Origin of the sequence: Pacificoceanicola algae (assembly GCF_049341065.1) — a bacterium.
Taxonomy (GTDB): domain Bacteria; phylum Pseudomonadota; class Alphaproteobacteria; order Rhodobacterales; family Rhodobacteraceae; genus Pacificoceanicola.
The window spans coordinates 12,806-31,747 of sequence record NZ_JBMPIX010000029.1 but is presented as its reverse complement, the minus strand read 5'-3'; the positions used below and the strand labels follow the sequence as shown (position 1 = coordinate 31,747).

Below are 18,942 nucleotides of genomic sequence, written 5' to 3'. Positions count from 1 at the left end.
CCATGACACGCCTGTTTCCAATCGTGCCTCTGCTTTGCGTTATTGCCGCCCCTGCGTTTGCGCATGAAGATCATTGTGAGGCGGTAACGGCCTCTGTTGCTGATGCGGGTTTTGCAGATCGTGTGACTGTCACATGCGATGGCGATGTCGCCCTTGTCACGTCAGACACCTATCCTGATCATGAATTGATGACAGGGATTGTGGGCACGAACGAGCAGATTCCGGTTCCCGCCAAGGACTATTCCGCACCAATCCCGCTGACGCCCAGTCTTGGCACCACCCCTCAAACCCGCGACGCAGCCTTGGGTGTGGCGGTAAACGGCGTGCCGATTTATGACTATACCGGCGGTGGGGAGATGACGGTTGAAGACCTCTACCACACGCAGACCGAGCATGACACGCTGCAAACCGAGCAGCTTGACGTTTGCGGCGGGCATGCCGGGCGTGGCAACGATTACCACTATCACGTCAAACCAGTCTGCATGATCGAGCAGATGAAAAACGCAGGCGATGCTGCAATCATTGGCTGGGCCTATGACGGGTTTCCGATCTACGGCGACAACAACCCCGATGGCACCCACATCGCGCTGGATGTGCTTGATGTCTGTAATGGACAACACGACGCCACTTTCGGCTATCGCTATCATACCTCGACCGAGGCCCCCTATATCATTCAGTGCCTGATGGGCGAGGTGCTTGATATGCGCGATCTGCCGCGCGTCGCACCAATGGATTCACCTGGATTGTTTGGTGGCGGTCAGGCGTCCGGCGTGCCGCCCAAGGGCGGTGTGCAGAACCTTGTGTTTACGCAAGAGGCCGATGGCAGGCGCAGCATGGACTACACCTATGAAGGCGAAGCCTACTACATGCGTTATGCGCCGTCAGACACGCCGGACTGCTACACCTTCGAGACCCGCACCGTGACCGATGGCGGCGACGTCAAGACCGGGGAGTATTGCCGGTGAAAATGTCACCGTCCAAATTCGTCGCGGTGGCGTTGATCGGATTTGCATTTGCTGGCCCGGCTTTCGCGCAGGACGCACTGATGTTTAATAAGTAAAGAAACACGAATACCGCCCGCTTCGACGAGGACGACGCCGTACTTGCAGGGGAACAGATAAATGACCGCTCACAAGGCCAATCAAACCCGGCTTACCGGAAAGACCACCGATGAACTGCTGGATGAACTGACTCTCGAAGAGCAGGTCTCCATACTGGCCGGGGACGGCCTCTGGTCGGTCAACCCGATCGAACGTCTCGGGATCGGGTCGCTGCGCGTCACCGACGGCCCCAGCGGTGCGCGGGGTAGTGGCGGTCTGGTGGGTGGCGTCACGGCCGCGGCCTTTCCCGTCGGCATCGCCATCGGCGCCACCTGGGATCCGGAACTGGCGATGGAAATCGACGCGGCAATCGCCGCGGAAGTGAAATCGAAAGGCGCGCATGTCTCGCTCGCGCCCACCGTCAATATCCATCGCTCCGTCACGAACGGACGCAATTTCGAATGCTACTCGGAAGACCCCGAACTTACGGCCGCCCTCGGCGTCGGCTATATCAAGGGTCTTCAGGACAACGGGGTGTCGGCCACGGTCAAGCATTTCGTCGGAAACGAGAGCGAGATCGAGCGCACGACCATATCGTCCGAGATCGATGAGCGCAGCCTGCGCGAGGTCTATCTGCGCCCCTTCGAAGATGCCGTGAAGAAGGCCGGAGCATGGGCCGTCATGACTTCCTACAACCGGCTGAACGGCACCTATACGTCCGAGCACGACTGGCTGTTGAACGACGTCTTGCGCGGCGACTGGGGGTTCGACGGCGTGGTCATGTCGGACTGGTTCGGCTCCCACAGCACCGCACCCACGATCAATGCCGGCCTTGAGCTCGAAATGCCGGGCCCGACACGCGACCGCGGAGAGAAATTGCTGGCCGCTGTCGAGACCGGCGAGGTCAGTCGGCAAACGGTGCGGGAGAGGGCCGCGAACGTCCTGAAACTCATGGAGCGCGACGGGTCCCTGAACGATCAGCGGCCCTTCGAGGAGCATGCCGATGACCGTCCCGAGCACCGCGCCCTGATCCGAAAGGCGGGCGCTGCAGGCTGCGTGCTGTTGAAAAACGATGGGCTGCTGCCCCTATCGCAGCCCAGCGGCAAGATTGCCGTCATCGGGCCGAACGCGAAGGTCGCCAGGATCATGGGTGGCGGCTCGGCGCAGATCTTTCCGCATTACAGCATTTCTCCATGGGACGGGCTGGCGGCACGGCTGGGCGAAGAGGCGCTGCTCTACGCCGCGGGCTGCACCAATCACCGTTGGGAACCCCTCTTCCACGGCGAAATCACAGCCGAGTTCTTTGACAACAAGCGCTTCGAGGGCACGCCTGTTCATGTCAAACGGATGGAGGCCTCCGAAGGGTTCTGGGTGCCGCCTGTCGCGGAAGGCAAGGTCGACCAACGCCGCTTCTCGGTGCTGATCCGGAGCGATTTCGTCGCCGAGGTCGATGGCATTCATCGCTTCGGGATCCACTCCGCCGGGTTCTCGAAGATCCTTGTCGATGGCGAACTGGTCGCCGATGCCCATAGTGCATGGACCAAGGGGCGGACCTACTTCGAGGAAGGCTGCGACGAGGTCGTCGGTGAAAAGGTTCTCGAGGCTGGCCGATCCTACGAGGTTGTGATTGAGTTCGTCTCCAAGGACATGAAACTGCTGTATGGTGGTGCATTCCGCGCCGGGATCGGCGTGCCGATGGGAGATGCCGGGATTGCCGAGGCCGCCCGGGCCGCCACTGAGGCCGAAACGGCTATCGTCTTCATCGGCCGGTCAGAACAATGGGACACCGAAGGCTCGGATTTGCAGGACATCACCCTGCCGGGCAAGCAGGATGAACTCGTCGCTGCCGTCCTCGCCGCCAATCCGCGCACTATTGTCGTCCTACAAACCGGCGGGCCGGTCGAAATGCCTTGGGTCGACGATGCCCCGGCCATCCTTCAGGCCTGGTATCCCGGTCAGGAGGCTGGCAATGCCATAGCCGACGTGCTGTTCGGTGACACAGACCCCTCCGGCCGCCTGCCGCAGACCTTCTCGCGCCGCTGGCAGGACAACCCGACATGGAGCCAGGACCGCGAAGTCTATCCCGGGCTCGACAGTAAGGTCCGCTATCAGGAGGGCGTCTTTGTCGGCTATCGCCACTATGAGGCTATGGGAATCGCGCCGCTGTTCCCGTTCGGGCACGGGCTGAGCTACACGCAGTTCGACATGGGCGGTCTCGAAGCGTCGGTCGACGAGACCGGCGTGACGGTATCCTTCAGTCTGACCAACATCGGAGACCGCGAAGGCAGTGCAGTCGCACAACTCTATGTCGGACAGCGGCAGCCAAGGCTGAGGCGACCCGTGCGTGAATTGAAAGGGTTTGCGAAGCTCACTTTGAAGCCACGCGAGAGTCGCCAAGTGCAGAAACGCCTGACCCATCGCGACTTTGCGTATTTCGACGTCGCGAAGCGATCCTGGGTTGTCGATCCGGGAAGTTACGTCCTTTCACTTGGATCGTCCGCGGCGAGCATCTCAGTCGAAGTGGAAATCAATCTCATGGCGTATTCCGAGCCCGCTTAGCGGACCAGCAAAACCGCCGACAGGCGCGGCAGCAAATTTGTCCGCACGCAGGAAATCTCAACCGCCGAATAGCGGCACTACCTCGCGAAATAGAGGGTCATCGTACTTGAATGAAAACGCCTAAAATCATCCTCGATGCCAATGGTGCGTTCAACCAAGCGCAAGCTTCCGCGCTTGCAACGAACGTTCGCAGTCGGGAAACCTACAATACCATGAGAAGTCCGCAACCTGCGTTCTCTTCCCTTGGAGGAAGTGGCACTTATGAATCGGGCAGCATATTCGACGATTGAGTGGCAACAGGGCGGACCTTCGATTTACGCATGGATTGCCAGTCTCAGGACGTGAAACGGATTTGTACGTGATAATAGCCCGGCCCATTCAGCTTCAGCCCATGCGTTTTGAGGTGTAGCTGCCAGGCGATGCCGGAAAGACTACGGTCTTGTTGCCGTTGAGGAAAACCCGATGGTGAGCATGCGCGTGGATTGCCCGCGCCAGAACACCCGCCTCTACATCGCGACCGAGAGAGACATAATCCGAGGCGCTTTGGGCTTGGGTGATCCGCACGATGTCTTGTTCGATGATTGGGCCTTCATCGAGATCTGCGGTCACGTAATGCGACGTCGCACCGATCAGCTTCACACCGCGCTCGTAGGCCTGCTTGTAGGGGTTCGCGCCCTTGAATGAAGGCAGGAAGGAGTGGTGGATGTTGATGATCCGGCCACTCATCTTCTGGCACATCGCGTCAGAAAGGATCTGCATGTAACGGGCCAACACGATCAGCTCGGCGCCGGTTTCCTCGACCACCTCCATGATCCGCGCTTCGGCCTGCGGCTTGTTGTCCTTGGTGACCTTTATGCATTGAAAGGGGATATCCTGATTCACCACCACCTTCTGGTAATCCATGTGGTTCGAGATCACCGCGACCACCTCGATCGGTAGCGCGCCGATGCGAACCCGGTAAAGCAGGTCGTTCAGGCAATGGCCGAAGCTGGAGACCATGATGATCACCTTCATCGTGGCAGACTGATCGTGGAACTCGTAAGTCATGCCGAACGGCTTGGCGACCTCGGCGAAGCCTTCGCGCAGGTCCTCGAGCGCGGCGCCGGTTTCGGTGGTCGCATTGATGCGCATGAAGAACTGGCCATTGTCAGCATCGTCGAACTGGGCACTGTCGGTGATGTTGCAGCCTTGTTCCGCGATGTAGGTGGAAATCGCGGCAACGATTCCGCGCTGCGACGGGCAGGTGACGGTCAGGCAAAAATTGGTCATAAGGCTATCCTTGAGAATTTCAGGCGGCGTTCGAATTGGCCGCCTCGGGGTTGGCGGCGCGGGCGGCATCAAGGGTGTTGGACAGAAGGCAGGCGATGGTCATCGGCCCGACCCCGCCGGGCACCGGGGTGATAGCGGCGGCAAGATCGGCCGCGCCCTCGGCGACATCGCCGATGATATTGCTGGAGCCGTCAGGCCGAGTGATGCGGTTAATGCCGACATCGATCACAACAGCGCCGGGTCGGATCCAGTCGGATGTGACGAGCCCGGGCACCCCGGCAGCGACCACCAGGATATCAGCCTGCCGCGCCAACGCCCCGGGATCGGCGGTGAACTTGTGCGCCACGAGTACCGAGCAATCTCGGTGCAGCAAGAGCTGCACCATTGGCCGCCCGACAATCGGCGAGCATCCGATCACGCAAGCGGTGAGGCCGCGCAGGTCGCCGATCTCTTCCTCCAACAGCATCATGCAACCGCGCGGGGTGCAGGGCACCAGCGCTTGCTGACCGGTCGCCAGCCGACCCGCATTGATCGGGTGGAAACCATCCACATCCTTGTCCGGCGAGATCGCCGCCAGCACGCGCGCCCGGTCAATCTGCGGCGGCAGGGGCAATTGCACGAGAATACCATGCACCGTCGGATCGCCGTTTAGCCGTGCGATCAGTGCCAGCAACTCCGCCTCGGATGTGCTGTCCGACAGGGCGTGCAGATCAGAGCGCATTCCGGTTTCCTCGCAGGCGCGCACCTTCGAGCGCACATAGATACCACTGGCCGGATCGGCGCCGATCAGCACGACCGCCAGCCCTGGCATCACGCCCTTATCCGCCCGCATCTGCGCTACTTCCCGGGCGAGTTCCGCCCGCAGGCGCGCCGCGCGGGCGCGCCCGTCGATCAGCCTTGCAGTCATCTCAGCTGCTCCGTCAGTTCCGGCACAGCGTCGAAGAGGTCGGCGACCAGTCCATAGTCGGCGACCTGGAAGATCGGCGCTTCTTCGTCTTTGTTGATCGCGACAATGATCTTGGAGTCCTTCATCCCGGCAAGGTGCTGGATGGCGCCGGAGATGCCGCAGGCGATGTATAGATCTGGGGCCACCACCTTACCGGTCTGGCCGACCTGCAAGTCGTTCGGGGCATAGCCGCTGTCGACCGCCGCGCGCGATGCACCGACCGCCGCGCCGAGCTTGTCGGCAAGCGAGGAGATCAGGGCGAAGCTCTCTTGGGATCCGACACCGCGACCGCCGGAGACGACGATCGAGGCAGAGGTCAGCTCGGGACGGTCGGACTTGGCGACAAGGTCCTCGATCCAGCTGGCCGGGCCCTGGACGACCTTGGTGGTGAGGGTTTCAATGGGTGCGGGTGTGGTAGCGTCACCTGCGGCCTCAAACCCGGCGGTCCGGATGGTGAGTACCTTAACAGGCTCGGTTGATTGAACCTTTTGCAGCGCATTGCCGGCGTAGATCGGCCGTCGGAAGGTTTCGGCGTCGATCACTTCGATCACGTCCGGAATGATCATCACGTCCAAAAGCGCGGCAAGCCGCGGCAGGATATTGCGCGCCTCGGATGTGGCTGGGGCTGCGATATGGCCATATCCACCAGCAAGCGTCTGAAGCAATGCGGCGGCTGGTTCGGCCAACCCATGAGAGAGTGCTGCATCTGCGGCCACCAGCACCTTCGCGACTCCGGCGATCCTTGAGGCGGGTGCTGCCGCGTCAGGCGCACCGAGGATCAATAGCGTCACGTCGCCCAACGGGACCAGGGCAGTGACGGATTTGGCGGTGGCATCGAGCGCCAGCTTGCCTCCGGCGGTTTCGGCGATGAGAAGAACGGACATATTCAGAGCACTCCCGCTTCAGTTTTCAGTTTCTCGATAAGGTCCGCGACAGAGGCAACCTTGACCCCGGCCTTGCGCGTCGGCGGCTCTTCGGTTTCCAGAACCTTCAGGCGCGGTGCGATATCGACGCCCAAATCGGCGGCGGTCTTTTCCTCAAGCGGCTTCTTCTTCGCCTTCATGATGTTGGGCAGAGAGGCATAGCGCGGCTCGTTGAGGCGCAGATCGGCGGTTATGATCGCGGGCAGCGCGACTTCGATGCGCTGCAGCCCGCCGTCAACTTCGCGGGTGACGCGGGCGCATCTGTCGACGATCTCCAATGCAGAGACAAAAGTGGCCTGGCCCCAGCCCAGAAGGGCGGCGAGCATTTGGCCGGTCGCGCCCATATCGTTGTCGATCGCCTGCTTGCCAGCGATCACCAGATCCGGTACCTCAGCATCGATTACAGCCTTGAGCAGTTTGGCCACGGCCAGCGGTTCGATATCGTCGTGCACGTCGTCGGATGCGATGATCAAGATGGCCCGGTCGGCACCCATCGCCAACGCGGTGCGCAGCACCTCTTGCGCCTGCTTCACCCCGATTGAGACGACCACCACCTCGGAGGCGGTACCGGAGTCCTTGAGCCGGATCGCCTGTTCGACGGCAATTTCGTCGAACGGGTTCATCGACATCTTGACGTTGGTCAGTTCGACGCCGGATTTATCCGCCTTGACGCGGGCTTTGACATTGTAGTCGATGACCCGTTTGACGGGAACGATGATTTTCATGGGGTCTCTCTTATGGTTTTCGCTTCGAGGTTCGAACAGGAACGTGGTCCCTTTTCGGGATCTGGTGTGGTTTACGTGTAGTCGGTGGAGTCCTGCGTGCTGCTGTAGGGGATCAGGGCCGCCAGCAGTTCGCTCATCTCGATCTGCCCGGCGACCTGCCCATCCTTCAGGACAGCGATCATCGCATCGGCGCGCCCCTTGGCGGCCCGTATGACCGTCTCGAGCGTGTCGTCCCAATCGACCTTGGCAGCGTATGCGCCATCCTGCGCGGTCTTGACGGCAATGGTGCCCGCACGCAGCACGCGGGCGCGGTTGATATCGCCCACGAATGCCTCGATATACGGGTCGGCCGGGTGCATCACGATGTGTTGCGGCGCGCCCTGCTGCACCACCGCGCCATCTTTGAGAATGACCAGGTGGTCGGCCAGTTTCAGCGCCTCGTCGAGGTCATGGGTGATAAAGATGATGGTCTTGTGCAGTTCCTTTTGCAGTTCCAGCAGCAGGTCCTGCATGTCGGTGCGGATCAGCGGATCCAGCGCCGAGAACGCCTCGTCCAGCAGCATGATGTCGGTGTTGGCCGTCAGGGCGCGGGCGATGCCGACGCGCTGCTGCATCCCGCCTGAAAGTTGACGGGGAAAGCGGTTCTCGAACCCGCTGAGGCCGACCCGCACCAGCCATTTGTGCGCTTCCGCCTCGCGTTCCTCGCGGCCCACGCCGCGCACCTTCAGCGCCATCGCGGCGTTTTCCAGCACGGTCTTGTGCGGCAACAGCGCGAATTTCTGAAATACCATCGACATTTCGCGCTGGCGCATTGCGCGCAAAGCCGGGCCTTCCAGCGTCATCACGTCAAGCCCGTCGAGCAGGATTTCGCCGGCGGTGGGGTCGATCAGCCGGTTGAGATGCCGGATCAGGGTGGATTTGCCCGAACCGGACAGACCCATGATCACCGAAATCTCGCCCGCCTGCATGTCGATGTTGATGTCCTGCAAGCCCAGCACATGCTTGTGCTCGGCGAGTAGTTCCGGCTTTCCCATGCCTTGATCGCGTACCAGCGGCAGGACGCGTTGTGACGCCGAGCCAAAGATCTTGTAAAGTTTGCGAATGCGGATCTTCGGGGCGGTCATGTCAAGGTCACTCCGCTTCATGCGTGGGGTCGATGCGTTGCAGCGCTGCTTTCGAGCAGCGATCCAGCACCACCGCCAGCAACACGATGCCGAAACCTGCGACCAGGCCGACTCCAAGTTCGAGGTTGCGGATGCCCCGCAGCACCAGCACGCCCAGCCCCGGCGCAGAGACCAGCGAGGCGATCACCACCATCGCAAGGCTCATCATGATTGTCTGGTTCACCCCGGCCATGATGTTGGGCAGGGCCAGCGGCAGTTGCACACCGGTCAGCTTCTGCCCGGCGGTCATGCCAAAGGCATCGGCAGCCTCGATCACATCCGGATCGACCAGCCGGATCCCAAGATCGGTCAGCCGGATCACCGGCACGATGGCATAAAGGATGATGGCAATGCCGTAGAGCTTGGGCTCGGTCACTGAGAACAGAAAGATGAGAGGGATCAGGTAGACGAAGCTCGGCAATGTTTGCAGCATGTCGAGCACGGGCAGCATCACCTTCTGCAAACGGTCGGACCGCGACATCAGGATGCCGATCGGCACTCCAAACAAAACGCTGAGCCCTGTGCAGACGAAGATGATCGCAAGCGTCTGCAGGGCAACATCGAGATGGTCGATCAGCCCGAAGAACAGAAAGACAATTGCCACGAAAACGGTGACGCCGATCTTGCGCGTCGCGGCCCATGCGCCCCAGACCAGCAGTGGAATCAGCACCCACCACGGTATGGTCGTAAAGGCGTAAAGCGCCCCTTCCAGCATCCAGGATAATGGCTGGGTGAGCGGGTCGAGCACGAATTTCAGGCTGTCTTTGATCGCCAGGAACCCATGTTCGACACCCAGAGTCATGTCGCGCGATTGCGGGATGGCGTTGCACGCTTCATGCAGCCGGTCGAGCGAGGGGAACGGCAGGACAGGACCGGAATCACCGCCTGTGCCACCGCTATTTTTCGCCAGCAACTGGGCCATGCTCATCGGGCTTTCGGATGCTCCGGCATCGCACCAGTCGCGCAAATCCATCCGGTCGAATATGTCTTCGTAGCTCGCCAACGGTCATTCTCCCACAAGAGAGGCATTCGGCGAACCTGACCGCCCCCGAGCGGGCGGCCAGGCGCGCGGTTGCGGTCGGGTTACTGCAGCAGCGCCGAAAGCTTTTCTCGGGCTGCGTCGTTCAGCCAATCGCCCCAAAGGTCCGGGTTGTTGGACAGGAAATACACCGCGCCTTCTTCGGCGGAGGCAGTGTTGTCTTCCATCCACGCGAGGATGCCGTTCATCTGATCGTTGGTGAAGGAGATGTGCGACATCAGCTCGGCCACCTCGGGCTCGCGTTCCTGAAAGCTGGTGGTGGCGGCGGTCTTGACCGCTGCGCGCGGATAGGCCGAAATGCCCGGCTCAGTGCATTCGGGATCGCTGTTGCAGGCGTGAACGGCGGCGTCATCGGCGCCCATATCGACCAGAACCATCGGGTATTTGCCAAGAATGGCTGTGGGCGACCAGTAGAAACCGAACCAGGGCTCCTTGTCGGCATAGGCCGACGCGATGGCGGTGGCGAGGGTTTCGCCGGAGCCGTGGTTGAACACCTCGATACCGGCGCCTTGGAAATCGATGACCTTGTTCATGTTGTCGTTGACGGTGCGACAGGCCCAGCCGTCGGGGCAATTGTCAAAGCGGCGTCCGACCAGATCGGGATTGGCGAGAATACCTTCGAGTGTCGCCGCCTCGGGGTGCGCATCAACCACGTATTGAGGTACGAACAGGCCCTCGATGCCGCCGTCGGACAACACGTCGGCCAGTTCGACCAGCTTGCCCTCTTCGACCAGCTTGGCATAGGCCGGCGCGGTGTTGACCCAGAGTTCGGTAAGAATATCGGGGGTGCCAGTTTCGGCGACCGCGGTCAGCGCCGTCGGGGTCGAGGAAGGCACGGTCGTGACATCACAGCCATAGCCTTGCTCCATCAGGAACTTCGCAACCGAGGTGACGACATTGGCCGAAGCCCAGTCCATCTGGGTGATGGTCACTTCACCACAGTTCTGCGCGAGGGCGGGCGCGGCAAGTCCGAGCGTGCATGCGGACGCCAAAATAATCCGTTTCATTTTTTCTCCTGTCGGGTTTGATGTGCGTGTGCATCTATAAAAATCGACGCTTCCACGTTTCCGTGCCGGGTCAGAAGATTTCCTATCTGATGAGAATTATTGAGATTTATATTCGCAAAAATTGCGCGTAAGTTGTGCTCACCCCTGCTCCGCCCGAAAGGCCCTATGCCCCGCCCGAACCCCTCCAAGGATCTCAGCCTCAAGTCGCTGGAACTGTTTCAAACCTGCGCCAGGGATGGGTCGTTACAGGCCGCAGCACAGGAGGCCGGGCTGACGGTCAGCACCGTGTCGCACCATCTGCGCGCGCTCGAAGAGCATCTTGGCGTTGAGTTGTTCAACCACGCCCGCAGGCCGATGGTGCTGACGCCCAAGGGCCAGACCTTCTTGCGCAACATAGAAGAGGCGCTGCTCGCGATCCGCAAGGCCAAGGCCGAGGCCTCCGCCGGCAGCGTGACCGAGGCGAGCTATCTGCGAGTCGGCACGATCGAGGATTTCGACAGCGACATCATCCCGGAACTGGCGGTGTTCCTGTCGGCCAGCATGCCGACCTGCGATTTCATGTATCAGACGGATTCGAGCCACGAGATTATCGACATGCTGCGCAACCGGCAGCTTGATATCGGCATCACAACGGCACCTGACGAGCGGCTGAGCGATCTTCGCGACCGTCCCTTGCTGCGCGATCCGTTTGTCGCGGTGTTGCCACGGATTACGGAACAATCGCTGAGCGACATTTTCGAGGGACGCACAAAACTGCCGTTCCTGCGTTTTTCCAGCAATCTGATGATCGCGCGGCAGATCGAATCGCAATTGCGAAGGATCGGGGTCACGTCGCCGCATCGGTTCGAATGCAGCAACAACCAGACGCTGATGGCGATGGCCGCCGCCGGGGCTGGCTGGACGATCACCACGCCACTGCTGTTCTCACGCGCGAAGCAATTTCACGCGCGGCTGCGCATGCACCAGTTTCTGCCGGGCAAGAACTTTGCGCGCACGCTGGCTTTGGTGTCGACGCCGGATTGCTCTCGGTCGGTGATCGAACTGGTCGACGGCAAGATGCGTCGCCTGATCCAGGATCATGTGCTGACACCGTTTCACCGCAGCGAACCCTGGCTGGCCGACAGTTTCAAGCTGATCGACTGAAGCGCCGCGTCAAAGAATGTTGAACCGGACGCGAATTTCCCGGTCCTGCGCGTCCGTCAAATAGGCGGGCCGATGGTCGCGCAGGATTTCGCGCGCCCGCGCCCGCGCCTTGTCCCAGGCATCCTGTGCGCCCTTCTCAGCCCAGGTACGCGGCGCGTCGCGGTCGGCGATCTTGGGGTAGAAGTAGTCCCGCTCCATGGCCGAAAATGTATGCTGCGTGCCCAGAAAGTGCCCCGGTCCCAGCACCGCGTCACAGATAACGTCAAAGCCAAGGTTTTCGTCGGTGACTTCGATCCCCCGCAAGGCGCGATAGGTGTTCGAATGCATTTCATCGTCCAGTACAAAGCCTTCGAAACTCGCCCCCAGCAACGAGGCCGTCATGCCAGAGCTTTCGTAGATCAGGTTTGCGCCCGCAAGCGCCGCCGCCATCGAGGTGAGGCCCTTTTCCATGCCGTATTGCGCGTCGATTGCCTTGGCATCCGTCATCGAACAGGCCACGCCCGACGGCAGTCCCAGCCAGTTCGACACCTGCGCCGAGGCGGCATTCAGCACGGCGGTTTCGCCGCTGCCGCCCGAAAACGAGCCGGTCCGCAGGTCGACCACAAGCGGCCAGTTGGAAAACACCATCGGAAAGCCGGGCTGGATCGCATGCACCATGACAAGGCTGGCGAGGGTTTCGGCCAGCGATTGCGCCAGAAACCCCGCGAGCGTGGCCGGGGCCGTCGCGCCCGCCTGTGCGGCGGTGATGCAGGACATCGGGATATTGTGGCGAATACATTCATAGACCACGTCGACCGCATCTTCGCCGAATCGCATCGGCGAAATCACCGGGCTGATATGCGCCTTGAGGAAGGGCCGTCTGGAAAATTCGCCCGGCCCCCCGGCGACAATATCGAGCAGGTCGACGATTGGCGCGACGTGTGCGGCCAGGGTGAAAGAGGTGGCAACGGGTTTGGTGGTGTTGCGGACCAGCGCATAGGCGGTGTTGATATCCAGATCCAGATTGTCCGGCACATCGGTCGCGACACAGCAGCGGGTGAACCAGCTGACATTGGCCAGCGTATCCTGAAGCCGGGTGAAATCATGCAGATCGGCAAGGGTTGACGGGCGGTACAGGCCGCTGTCCAGATCGAGCGTCTGTACAGCCGCGCCACCCGTGCCGAAATAGACCCGGTTTCCGCCCACCTCTATGGAGCGCGCGGGATCGCGGCCATGCAGCACGAAGGTGCGCGCCGCCTGATCGACAGCCCGCTCCACCAGCGTGGGCGGAAACAGCAGCCGGTCGGCGCCGTTGTCCACAGCACCCGCGGTGATCAGATCGGCCTGAAGGCGCGGCGGCACCTCGCCCATGCCAAGCCGTTCCAGCAGGTCGAGCGCGGTGGCGTAGATGCGGCGGATGTCTTCGTCAGTGAGCGGTTTGTAGCTGCCGCCGATCTGCCCCGGCGGGCAGGGATCGACCACCGGCTTTGCCGCGCGCAGCGCCATGCGCTCGCTGCGTCCTGTGCGTTTCCCGTGTGTGCCCGACATGGCGATCCTTCCCGCGTGTCCCGCATGTGGCGCGTTCTGTCAGCGGGCGGCAAATCCTTCGCGCTTAATCTCACTTAATCAAATGCTGACTTAGATTTTTTGAAACCCGCGGTGTCCAGATTGCGGGGCCGTCAGGTTCCCCCCCTTATCCAGGCAGCATGTATCGGAGGCGCACCCCATGAAATCTCGGACCAAAGTTGTTGTTATCGGTGGCGGCATCGCCGGTTGCTCGACGCTTTACCACCTCACACAGGAAGGCTGGACCGATGTGGTCCTGGTCGAGCGCAACGAGTTAACCTCGGGCACGACATGGCATTCCGCGGCGCAGGTTACGAATTTCGGCGGCACCCAGACGATGGTGGGGCTGAAGACGCATTCGATCAACTTGTACAAGAAACTGTCTGAAGATCCCGAATATCCGATCAACTATCACCATGCTGACGGCGGGATCCGGCTGGCCAACACTGAAGCGCAAATGCAGGGCTATCGCCATTTCACCTCAATGGCGCGCGGTATGGGCGTCGAGTTCGAGGTGATCGACGCCGAAGAATGCGCCCGCCGTCACCCTCTGATCTCGACCACCAATCTGCTGGGCGGGCTCTGGGATCCGCTGGACGGCGACATCGACCCGGCGCAACTGTGCCAGGCGCTGGCCTATCACGCCCGCAAGGCCGGGGCCGAGGTCTACCGCGAAACGCCCGTGATTGCGCTGACCCAGCACAAGGACGACACCTGGACCGTACATACGGAAAAGGGAGATATCGACTGCGATATTGTCGTCAATGCCTGCGGCTACCGCGTGAACGAGGTGGGCGCGATGATGGGCGTGCACCACCCCGTCGCCTCGATGGAGCATCAATATTTCCTGACCGAGGATATCCCGGCGATTGTCGAGGCAGGCCACCGCATGCCGCTGCTGCGCTGTCCAATCTCGGACTACTACAGCCGCCAGGAAAAGAACGGCCTGCTCGTCGGGTTCTATGAACAGGATTGCAAGACTTGGGGCATGGACGGGATTGACCCGAACTTTGTCAACGCGCTGTGCCCGGACGACCTTGATCGTGTCATGGACGTGATGGAAGGCGCCTTTGAACGCATGCCCGCGCTGGCCGAAACCGGCATACGCTCCATCGTCAACGGCCCGATCACCTATACCATCGACGGCGCGCCGCTGGTCGGCCCGATCCCCGGCAAGCGCAACGCTTTCTGCATCATCGGTCTGCGCGCCGGTCTGGGCGAAGGCGGCGGCCACGGCTGGCTGCTGGCGCAACAGATCGTGCATGGCGAGGCGTGCTATGACACATGGGTCATCGACCCGCGCCGCTTTACCGGCCATGCCAACGTGGAACTGACCGCGCTGAAGTCCATCGAGGATTACCAGAACGAGTTCCGGTTCCACTTCCCGCACGAACATCGCCCGGCGGGCCGCCCGGCCAAGACCACGCCCTTGACGCCGATCTTTGCGTCCGAGGGCGCCGAGTTTACCGTCGTGAACGGCTGGGAACGGGTCGACTACATCAAGCCGTCGCCAGACTTTCACCCCACGCTCAGTTTCAACTTTGACGAGGCGTTCGATATCATCGCCGCCGAGGTCAGGAACGTGCAGGACAACGTCGGCCTTTGCGAGGTCAACGGCTTCAACAGGTTCGAGATCACCGGTGCGGACCGACACGCCTTCCTTGACCGGATGTTCTGCGGCGCAGTGACGAAACGCGACGGTCGCGTCGGCCTTGGCTACCTGCTGAACCATCACGGCCACATCAAGGGTGAGGCGACGGTGGCGAACCTGCCCGCGAGCGACCGTGGCCCCGCGCGGGTCTGGTACGGATCCGCCGCGGCCAGCGAATACCACGACATGGATTGGTTGACCGCACACCTGAACGCGGGCGAGGACGTGCAGATCCGCAGCCTGACCAACGACCAGACCATCCTTGTCCTGGCCGGTCCCAAGGCGCGCGATGTGCTGTCGGCTTGCGCGCGCGGCGACTGGTCTCGCGAAGCGTTCCCCTGGCTCAGCGTCCGGGAATGCTTCATCGGCTTCGCTCCGGCTACGGTGCTTGGCGTCAGCTTCTCGGGCGAACTGGCCTACGAGATCCACGTCCCCAACGCCTCGCTCTATGCCGCCTACCTGGCGCTGCGAAAGGCCGGTGAAGCCTTTGGGCTGAAACTCTTCGGGGCCCGCGCCGTCGACTCGATGCGGATGGAAAAGGGATTCATGCACTGGAAGGCTGACCTGATCACCGAGTTCGACCCGTACGAGACCGCGCTCGACCGCTTCGTCAAACCCGAAAAGGGCGATTTCATCGGCAAGGCGGCGTTGCTCAAGCGCATCGAAGACGGCCCGCGCAAGAAGTTGGTGACCCTGAAGGTCGATGCCACAAATGCCCCGGCCCGTGGTGGCGCCTCTCTGATGCGGGATGGCAAGGTCGTCGGCACGATCACGTCCGGCGACTGGGGTCACCGGGTCGGCACGAACCTGGCTTATGCCTTCGTCACGCCCGATCTGTCAGCGCCGGGTACGAAGATCGACCTCGATCACTTCGGCGATACCGTCGGCACCGAGGTGATCGCGCCGTCGCCCTACGATCCCGATTACAGCCGGATGCGGGCATGAGTTCAAGTCCCGGCACCCGCGCCGCGCGCCGCTTTATCGACAACATTCACCAAGGATACTGATATGCACCTGTCCCGTTTTCCCCGCGTCCACCTCGCCCATTTGCCCACACCGCTGGAGCATATGAACCGCCTGTCCAAGGAACTGGGCACGGAAATCTGGATCAAGCGCGACGATTGCACCGGCATGTCGACGGGGGGAAACAAGACTCGCAAGCTCGAATTCCTGATGGCTGAAGCCATCGAACAGGGCGCCGACATGGTCATGACGCAGGGCGCGACCCAGACCAACCATGGTCGCCAGACCGCTGCCTATGCCGCCAAGCTGGGGCTGGCCTGCCACATCCTGCTCGAAGACCGCACCGGGTACCAGGATGGCAACTACAACACCAATGGCAACGTGCTGCTGGATCACCTGCACGGCGCTACGACCGAGAAATTTCCGGGCGGCCACGACATGCCCGCCGAGATGGAACGCGCTGCCGAGAAGAAGCGCGCCGAAGGCCACAAAGTCTATGTCATCCCCGGCGGCGGTTCGAACCCGACCGGCGCGCTGGGGTATGTGAACTGCGCCTTTGAATTGCTGAGCCAGGTCAACACTTCAGGCATGAAGATCGACCGTCTTGTCCACGCGACCGGCTCTTCCGGCACGCAGGCCGGGCTCGTCACCGGCATGTGCGCGATGAATGCGCAGATCCCGATCCTTGGCATCGGCACCCGCGCGCCGCAGCCCAAGCAGGAACAGATGGTCTATGACCTGGCCTGCAAGACTGCCGAAAAGCTGGGCTGTTCCGGCGTGGTGAAGCGCGAAGACGTGATGGCCAACACTGATTACGTCGGCGAAGGCTACGGACTGCCCACCGACAGCGGAATCGAGGCGATCCGCATGTTCGCCGAGTTGGAAGGCATCCTGCTCGACCCCTGCTATTCCGCCAAGGGCGCCGCCGGTCTGATCGACCTGGCCCGGAAGGGCGAATTCAAGGACGAACGCATCGTGTTCCTCCACACCGGCGGCGCGGCGGCGTTGGGCGGTTATGATTTCGCCTTCGACAATTCCGACCGCTGGGTCCACATCTGAAAAGGACGCCTGTCGTGGCACGCAGATTCACCGGCGCCTTCACCCAGCAGGAAGCGATTCCCGGCGACGCCATCGCGGCGGCTGTGGCCGTGCTGCAATCGGGCCGTCTGCATCGCTACAATCTCACCACCGGTGAGGCAGGGGAGGTCGCGCTACTCGAAGCGGAATATCGCGACTGGCAAGGCAGTGACTATTGCCTTGCTGTCACCTCGGGTGGTCAAGCGCTGCAAATCGCCCTGCGCGCCTGCGGCGTCACGCCGGGTGATGCGGTGCTGACAAACGGCTTCACCCTCGCCCCCGTTCCCGGCGCCATTCAGGCGGTCGGGGGCAAGGCCGTCCTGGTCGAGATCGATGAGAACCTGCGGCTTGATCTGGACGATCTCAAAGTAAAGATCGGCAGTTCCGGTGCGCGGGTTCTCATGCTGTCGCATATGCGCGGCCATCTCTGCGACATGGACCGCCTGATGACGATCTGTAGCGCCGCCAATGTCACGGTGATCGAGGATTGCGCCCACACCATGGGCGCACGATGGAACGGCACACGATCGGGCAACTTCGGCAAGATCGGCTGTTTCTCGACTCAGACCTATAAACACATGAATTCCGGCGAAGGTGGGTTTCTGACCACGGATGATGCCGGGATTGCTGCGCGCGCGACCATCCTTTCGGGCAGCTACATGCTCTACGGTCGCCACGGCGCCGGGCCGGATGCTGCGGCTTACGAGGACGCGCGCTACGAGATGCCGAATTGCTCGGCCCGGATGGACGCGTTGCGCGCGGCGATTCTGCGCCCGCAGCTAAAGCACCTGGATAAAAATATCGCCCGTTGGAATGTCCGCTACGCAGTGGTCGAGCGTGCGCTCAAGGCGCACAACCGCATCGCGGCCATCGACCTGCCCGCGCGGGAAACCCATGTCGGCTCGTCAATCCAGTTTCGCCTGCCGGAATTTACCGCCGCGCAATGTCGCGCGCTGATCAGCTGCGCCGCCGACCGCGGCGTCGAATTGAAATGGTTCGGTGCGCCGGAACCCGTGGGCTTTACCTCGGCGCATCCGTCGTGGCGCTATGTCGCCGCGCAGGACCTGCCGCAGACCGACCGCATCCTGGCGACGCTCTTCGACATGCGCCTGCCGCTCAGCTTTTCCGAAGCAGACTGCGCGCTGATTGCCGACCTGATCGGCGAAGCCGTGAACGAGGTGGCGAAATGAGCCGCAATGTCGTGGGCATCCTGGGCGGCATGGGCCCGGAGGCAACGATCTTGCTGCAACAACGGTTGCTGGCGACGGTTCAGGCCACGGATGATGCCGACCACCTGCCACTTCTGATCGACATGAACCCGCAAGTGCCGTCGCGCATCGCGCATCTGATCGACGGCATCGGCATCGACCCGTCACCAGTGCTGGCAGAGATGGCACAGCGGCTGGAGGCAGCCGGGGCCACGGCGCTCGCCATGCCCTGCAACACCGCGCATTACTATGCGCCGCAGATTGAAGCGGCGGTGTCCATCCAGTTTCTGAACACGGTGGACCTGTCCGTCGCCAGCGCCGCAGAAAGTCTTGGCAAAGGCGCCGCCATCGGCATGCTCGCCTCGCCCGCCGTCCGCCTTGCCGGCGTGTTCGACGCAGCCCTTGCCCGCGCGGGCCTCAACGCGCTCTGGCCCGCCGATGCCGACCGGATGCTCGCCGCGATCCGGCTGATCAAGGCCCGGGGCGCCACGCCCGAGGCGCAAGAGGTCCTGTCGCACGCCGCCGCCGAACTGGCCAAGGACGGCGCATCCATGCTGTTCATCGCCTGTTCAGAATTTTCGCTGCTCGCTCCCAGCCTGTCCACCCCCGTCCCGGTCATCGACACGATCGATGTGCTGGCCGACGCGATCCATCACCATTCCCAGATGAAACAGAGTTGACCCC

At 61.9% G+C, this 18,942-nt stretch carries 15 protein-coding genes; 7 read left to right on the top strand and 8 right to left on the bottom strand.

The window, feature by feature from the left end; translation table 11 throughout:
* Positions 1-2: 2 nt before the first annotated feature.
* The gene (locus tag ACOYQJ_RS23395) at positions 3-965 is read left to right on the top strand and encodes a YHYH protein (protein WP_422908323.1); all 963 of its coding nucleotides are present in this window, start codon (positions 3-5) and stop codon (positions 963-965) included.
* A 156-nt stretch (positions 966-1,121) separates the two neighbouring features.
* Complete coding sequence (locus ACOYQJ_RS23390; RefSeq protein ID WP_422908322.1) at positions 1,122-3,599, top strand: beta-glucosidase; 2,478 nt, start codon at positions 1,122-1,124, stop codon at positions 3,597-3,599.
* 384 nt (positions 3,600-3,983) lie between these two features.
* On the opposite strand, the gene purU is transcribed toward ACOYQJ_RS23390, so the two are convergent.
* The 7 genes from purU to ACOYQJ_RS23355 form a co-directional block, all read right to left on the bottom strand.
* Positions 3,984-4,868, bottom strand: coding sequence for a formyltetrahydrofolate deformylase (gene purU / locus ACOYQJ_RS23385; protein WP_422908321.1), 885 nt, complete (start codon positions 4,866-4,868; stop codon positions 3,984-3,986).
* 19 nt (positions 4,869-4,887) lie between these two features.
* Entirely contained in the window at positions 4,888-5,775 is an 888-nt protein-coding gene (locus tag ACOYQJ_RS23380) for a bifunctional 5,10-methylenetetrahydrofolate dehydrogenase/5,10-methenyltetrahydrofolate cyclohydrolase (RefSeq protein ID WP_422908320.1), read from the bottom strand.
* Entirely contained in the window at positions 5,772-6,698 is a 927-nt protein-coding gene (locus ACOYQJ_RS23375) for an electron transfer flavoprotein subunit alpha/FixB family protein (protein WP_422908319.1), read from the bottom strand. Before ACOYQJ_RS23375 ends, ACOYQJ_RS23380 begins: the two co-directional genes overlap by 4 nt.
* Before the next feature lie 2 nt (positions 6,699-6,700).
* Positions 6,701-7,462 (bottom strand): electron transfer flavoprotein subunit beta/FixA family protein, encoded by a 762-nt coding sequence (locus ACOYQJ_RS23370; RefSeq protein WP_422908318.1) that lies wholly within the window; start codon positions 7,460-7,462, stop codon positions 6,701-6,703.
* Positions 7,463-7,533: 71 nt separating this feature from the next.
* Complete coding sequence (locus tag ACOYQJ_RS23365) at positions 7,534-8,586, bottom strand: quaternary amine ABC transporter ATP-binding protein (protein WP_422908317.1); 1,053 nt, start codon at positions 8,584-8,586, stop codon at positions 7,534-7,536.
* A 7-nt stretch (positions 8,587-8,593) separates the two neighbouring features.
* Positions 8,594-9,628, bottom strand: coding sequence for an ABC transporter permease (locus tag ACOYQJ_RS23360; RefSeq protein WP_422908316.1), 1,035 nt, complete (start codon positions 9,626-9,628; stop codon positions 8,594-8,596).
* A gap of 80 nt (positions 9,629-9,708) precedes the next feature.
* Positions 9,709-10,671: an ABC transporter substrate-binding protein gene (locus ACOYQJ_RS23355; protein WP_422908315.1), complete on the bottom strand. Its 963-nt coding sequence runs from the start codon at positions 10,669-10,671 to the stop codon at positions 9,709-9,711.
* 165 nt (positions 10,672-10,836) lie between these two features.
* On the opposite strand from ACOYQJ_RS23355, the gene ACOYQJ_RS23350 reads away from it, so the two are divergent.
* Entirely contained in the window at positions 10,837-11,814 is a 978-nt protein-coding gene (locus tag ACOYQJ_RS23350) for a LysR family transcriptional regulator (RefSeq protein WP_422908314.1), read from the top strand.
* Positions 11,815-11,823: 9 nt separating this feature from the next.
* Here ACOYQJ_RS23350 and ACOYQJ_RS23345 read toward each other — a convergent pair whose 3' ends face one another.
* The gene (locus ACOYQJ_RS23345) at positions 11,824-13,341 is read right to left on the bottom strand and encodes a trimethylamine methyltransferase family protein (RefSeq protein ID WP_422908313.1); all 1,518 of its coding nucleotides are present in this window, start codon (positions 13,339-13,341) and stop codon (positions 11,824-11,826) included.
* A 178-nt stretch (positions 13,342-13,519) separates the two neighbouring features.
* Here ACOYQJ_RS23345 and ACOYQJ_RS23340 point away from each other — a divergent pair, with 178 nt between their 5' ends.
* From ACOYQJ_RS23340 to cuyB, 4 genes are all read left to right on the top strand, one after another.
* Positions 13,520-15,955, top strand: a complete 2,436-nt coding sequence (locus ACOYQJ_RS23340) for a GcvT family protein (RefSeq protein WP_422908312.1) — start codon at positions 13,520-13,522, stop codon at positions 15,953-15,955.
* A 63-nt stretch (positions 15,956-16,018) separates the two neighbouring features.
* Positions 16,019-17,032 carry a D-cysteate sulfo-lyase gene (gene cuyA, locus ACOYQJ_RS23335; protein WP_422908311.1) on the top strand — a complete coding sequence of 338 codons (1,014 nt, stop codon included), beginning with the start codon at positions 16,019-16,021 and terminating at the stop codon, positions 17,030-17,032.
* A 14-nt stretch (positions 17,033-17,046) separates the two neighbouring features.
* Positions 17,047-18,240, top strand: a complete 1,194-nt coding sequence (locus tag ACOYQJ_RS23330; RefSeq protein WP_422908310.1) for a DegT/DnrJ/EryC1/StrS family aminotransferase — start codon at positions 17,047-17,049, stop codon at positions 18,238-18,240.
* A complete protein-coding gene (gene cuyB, locus ACOYQJ_RS23325) occupies positions 18,237-18,938 on the top strand; it encodes a cysteate racemase (protein ID WP_422908309.1) in 702 nt (233 codons plus the stop codon). Before ACOYQJ_RS23330 ends, cuyB begins: the two co-directional genes overlap by 4 nt.
* Positions 18,939-18,942 lie beyond the last annotated feature (4 nt).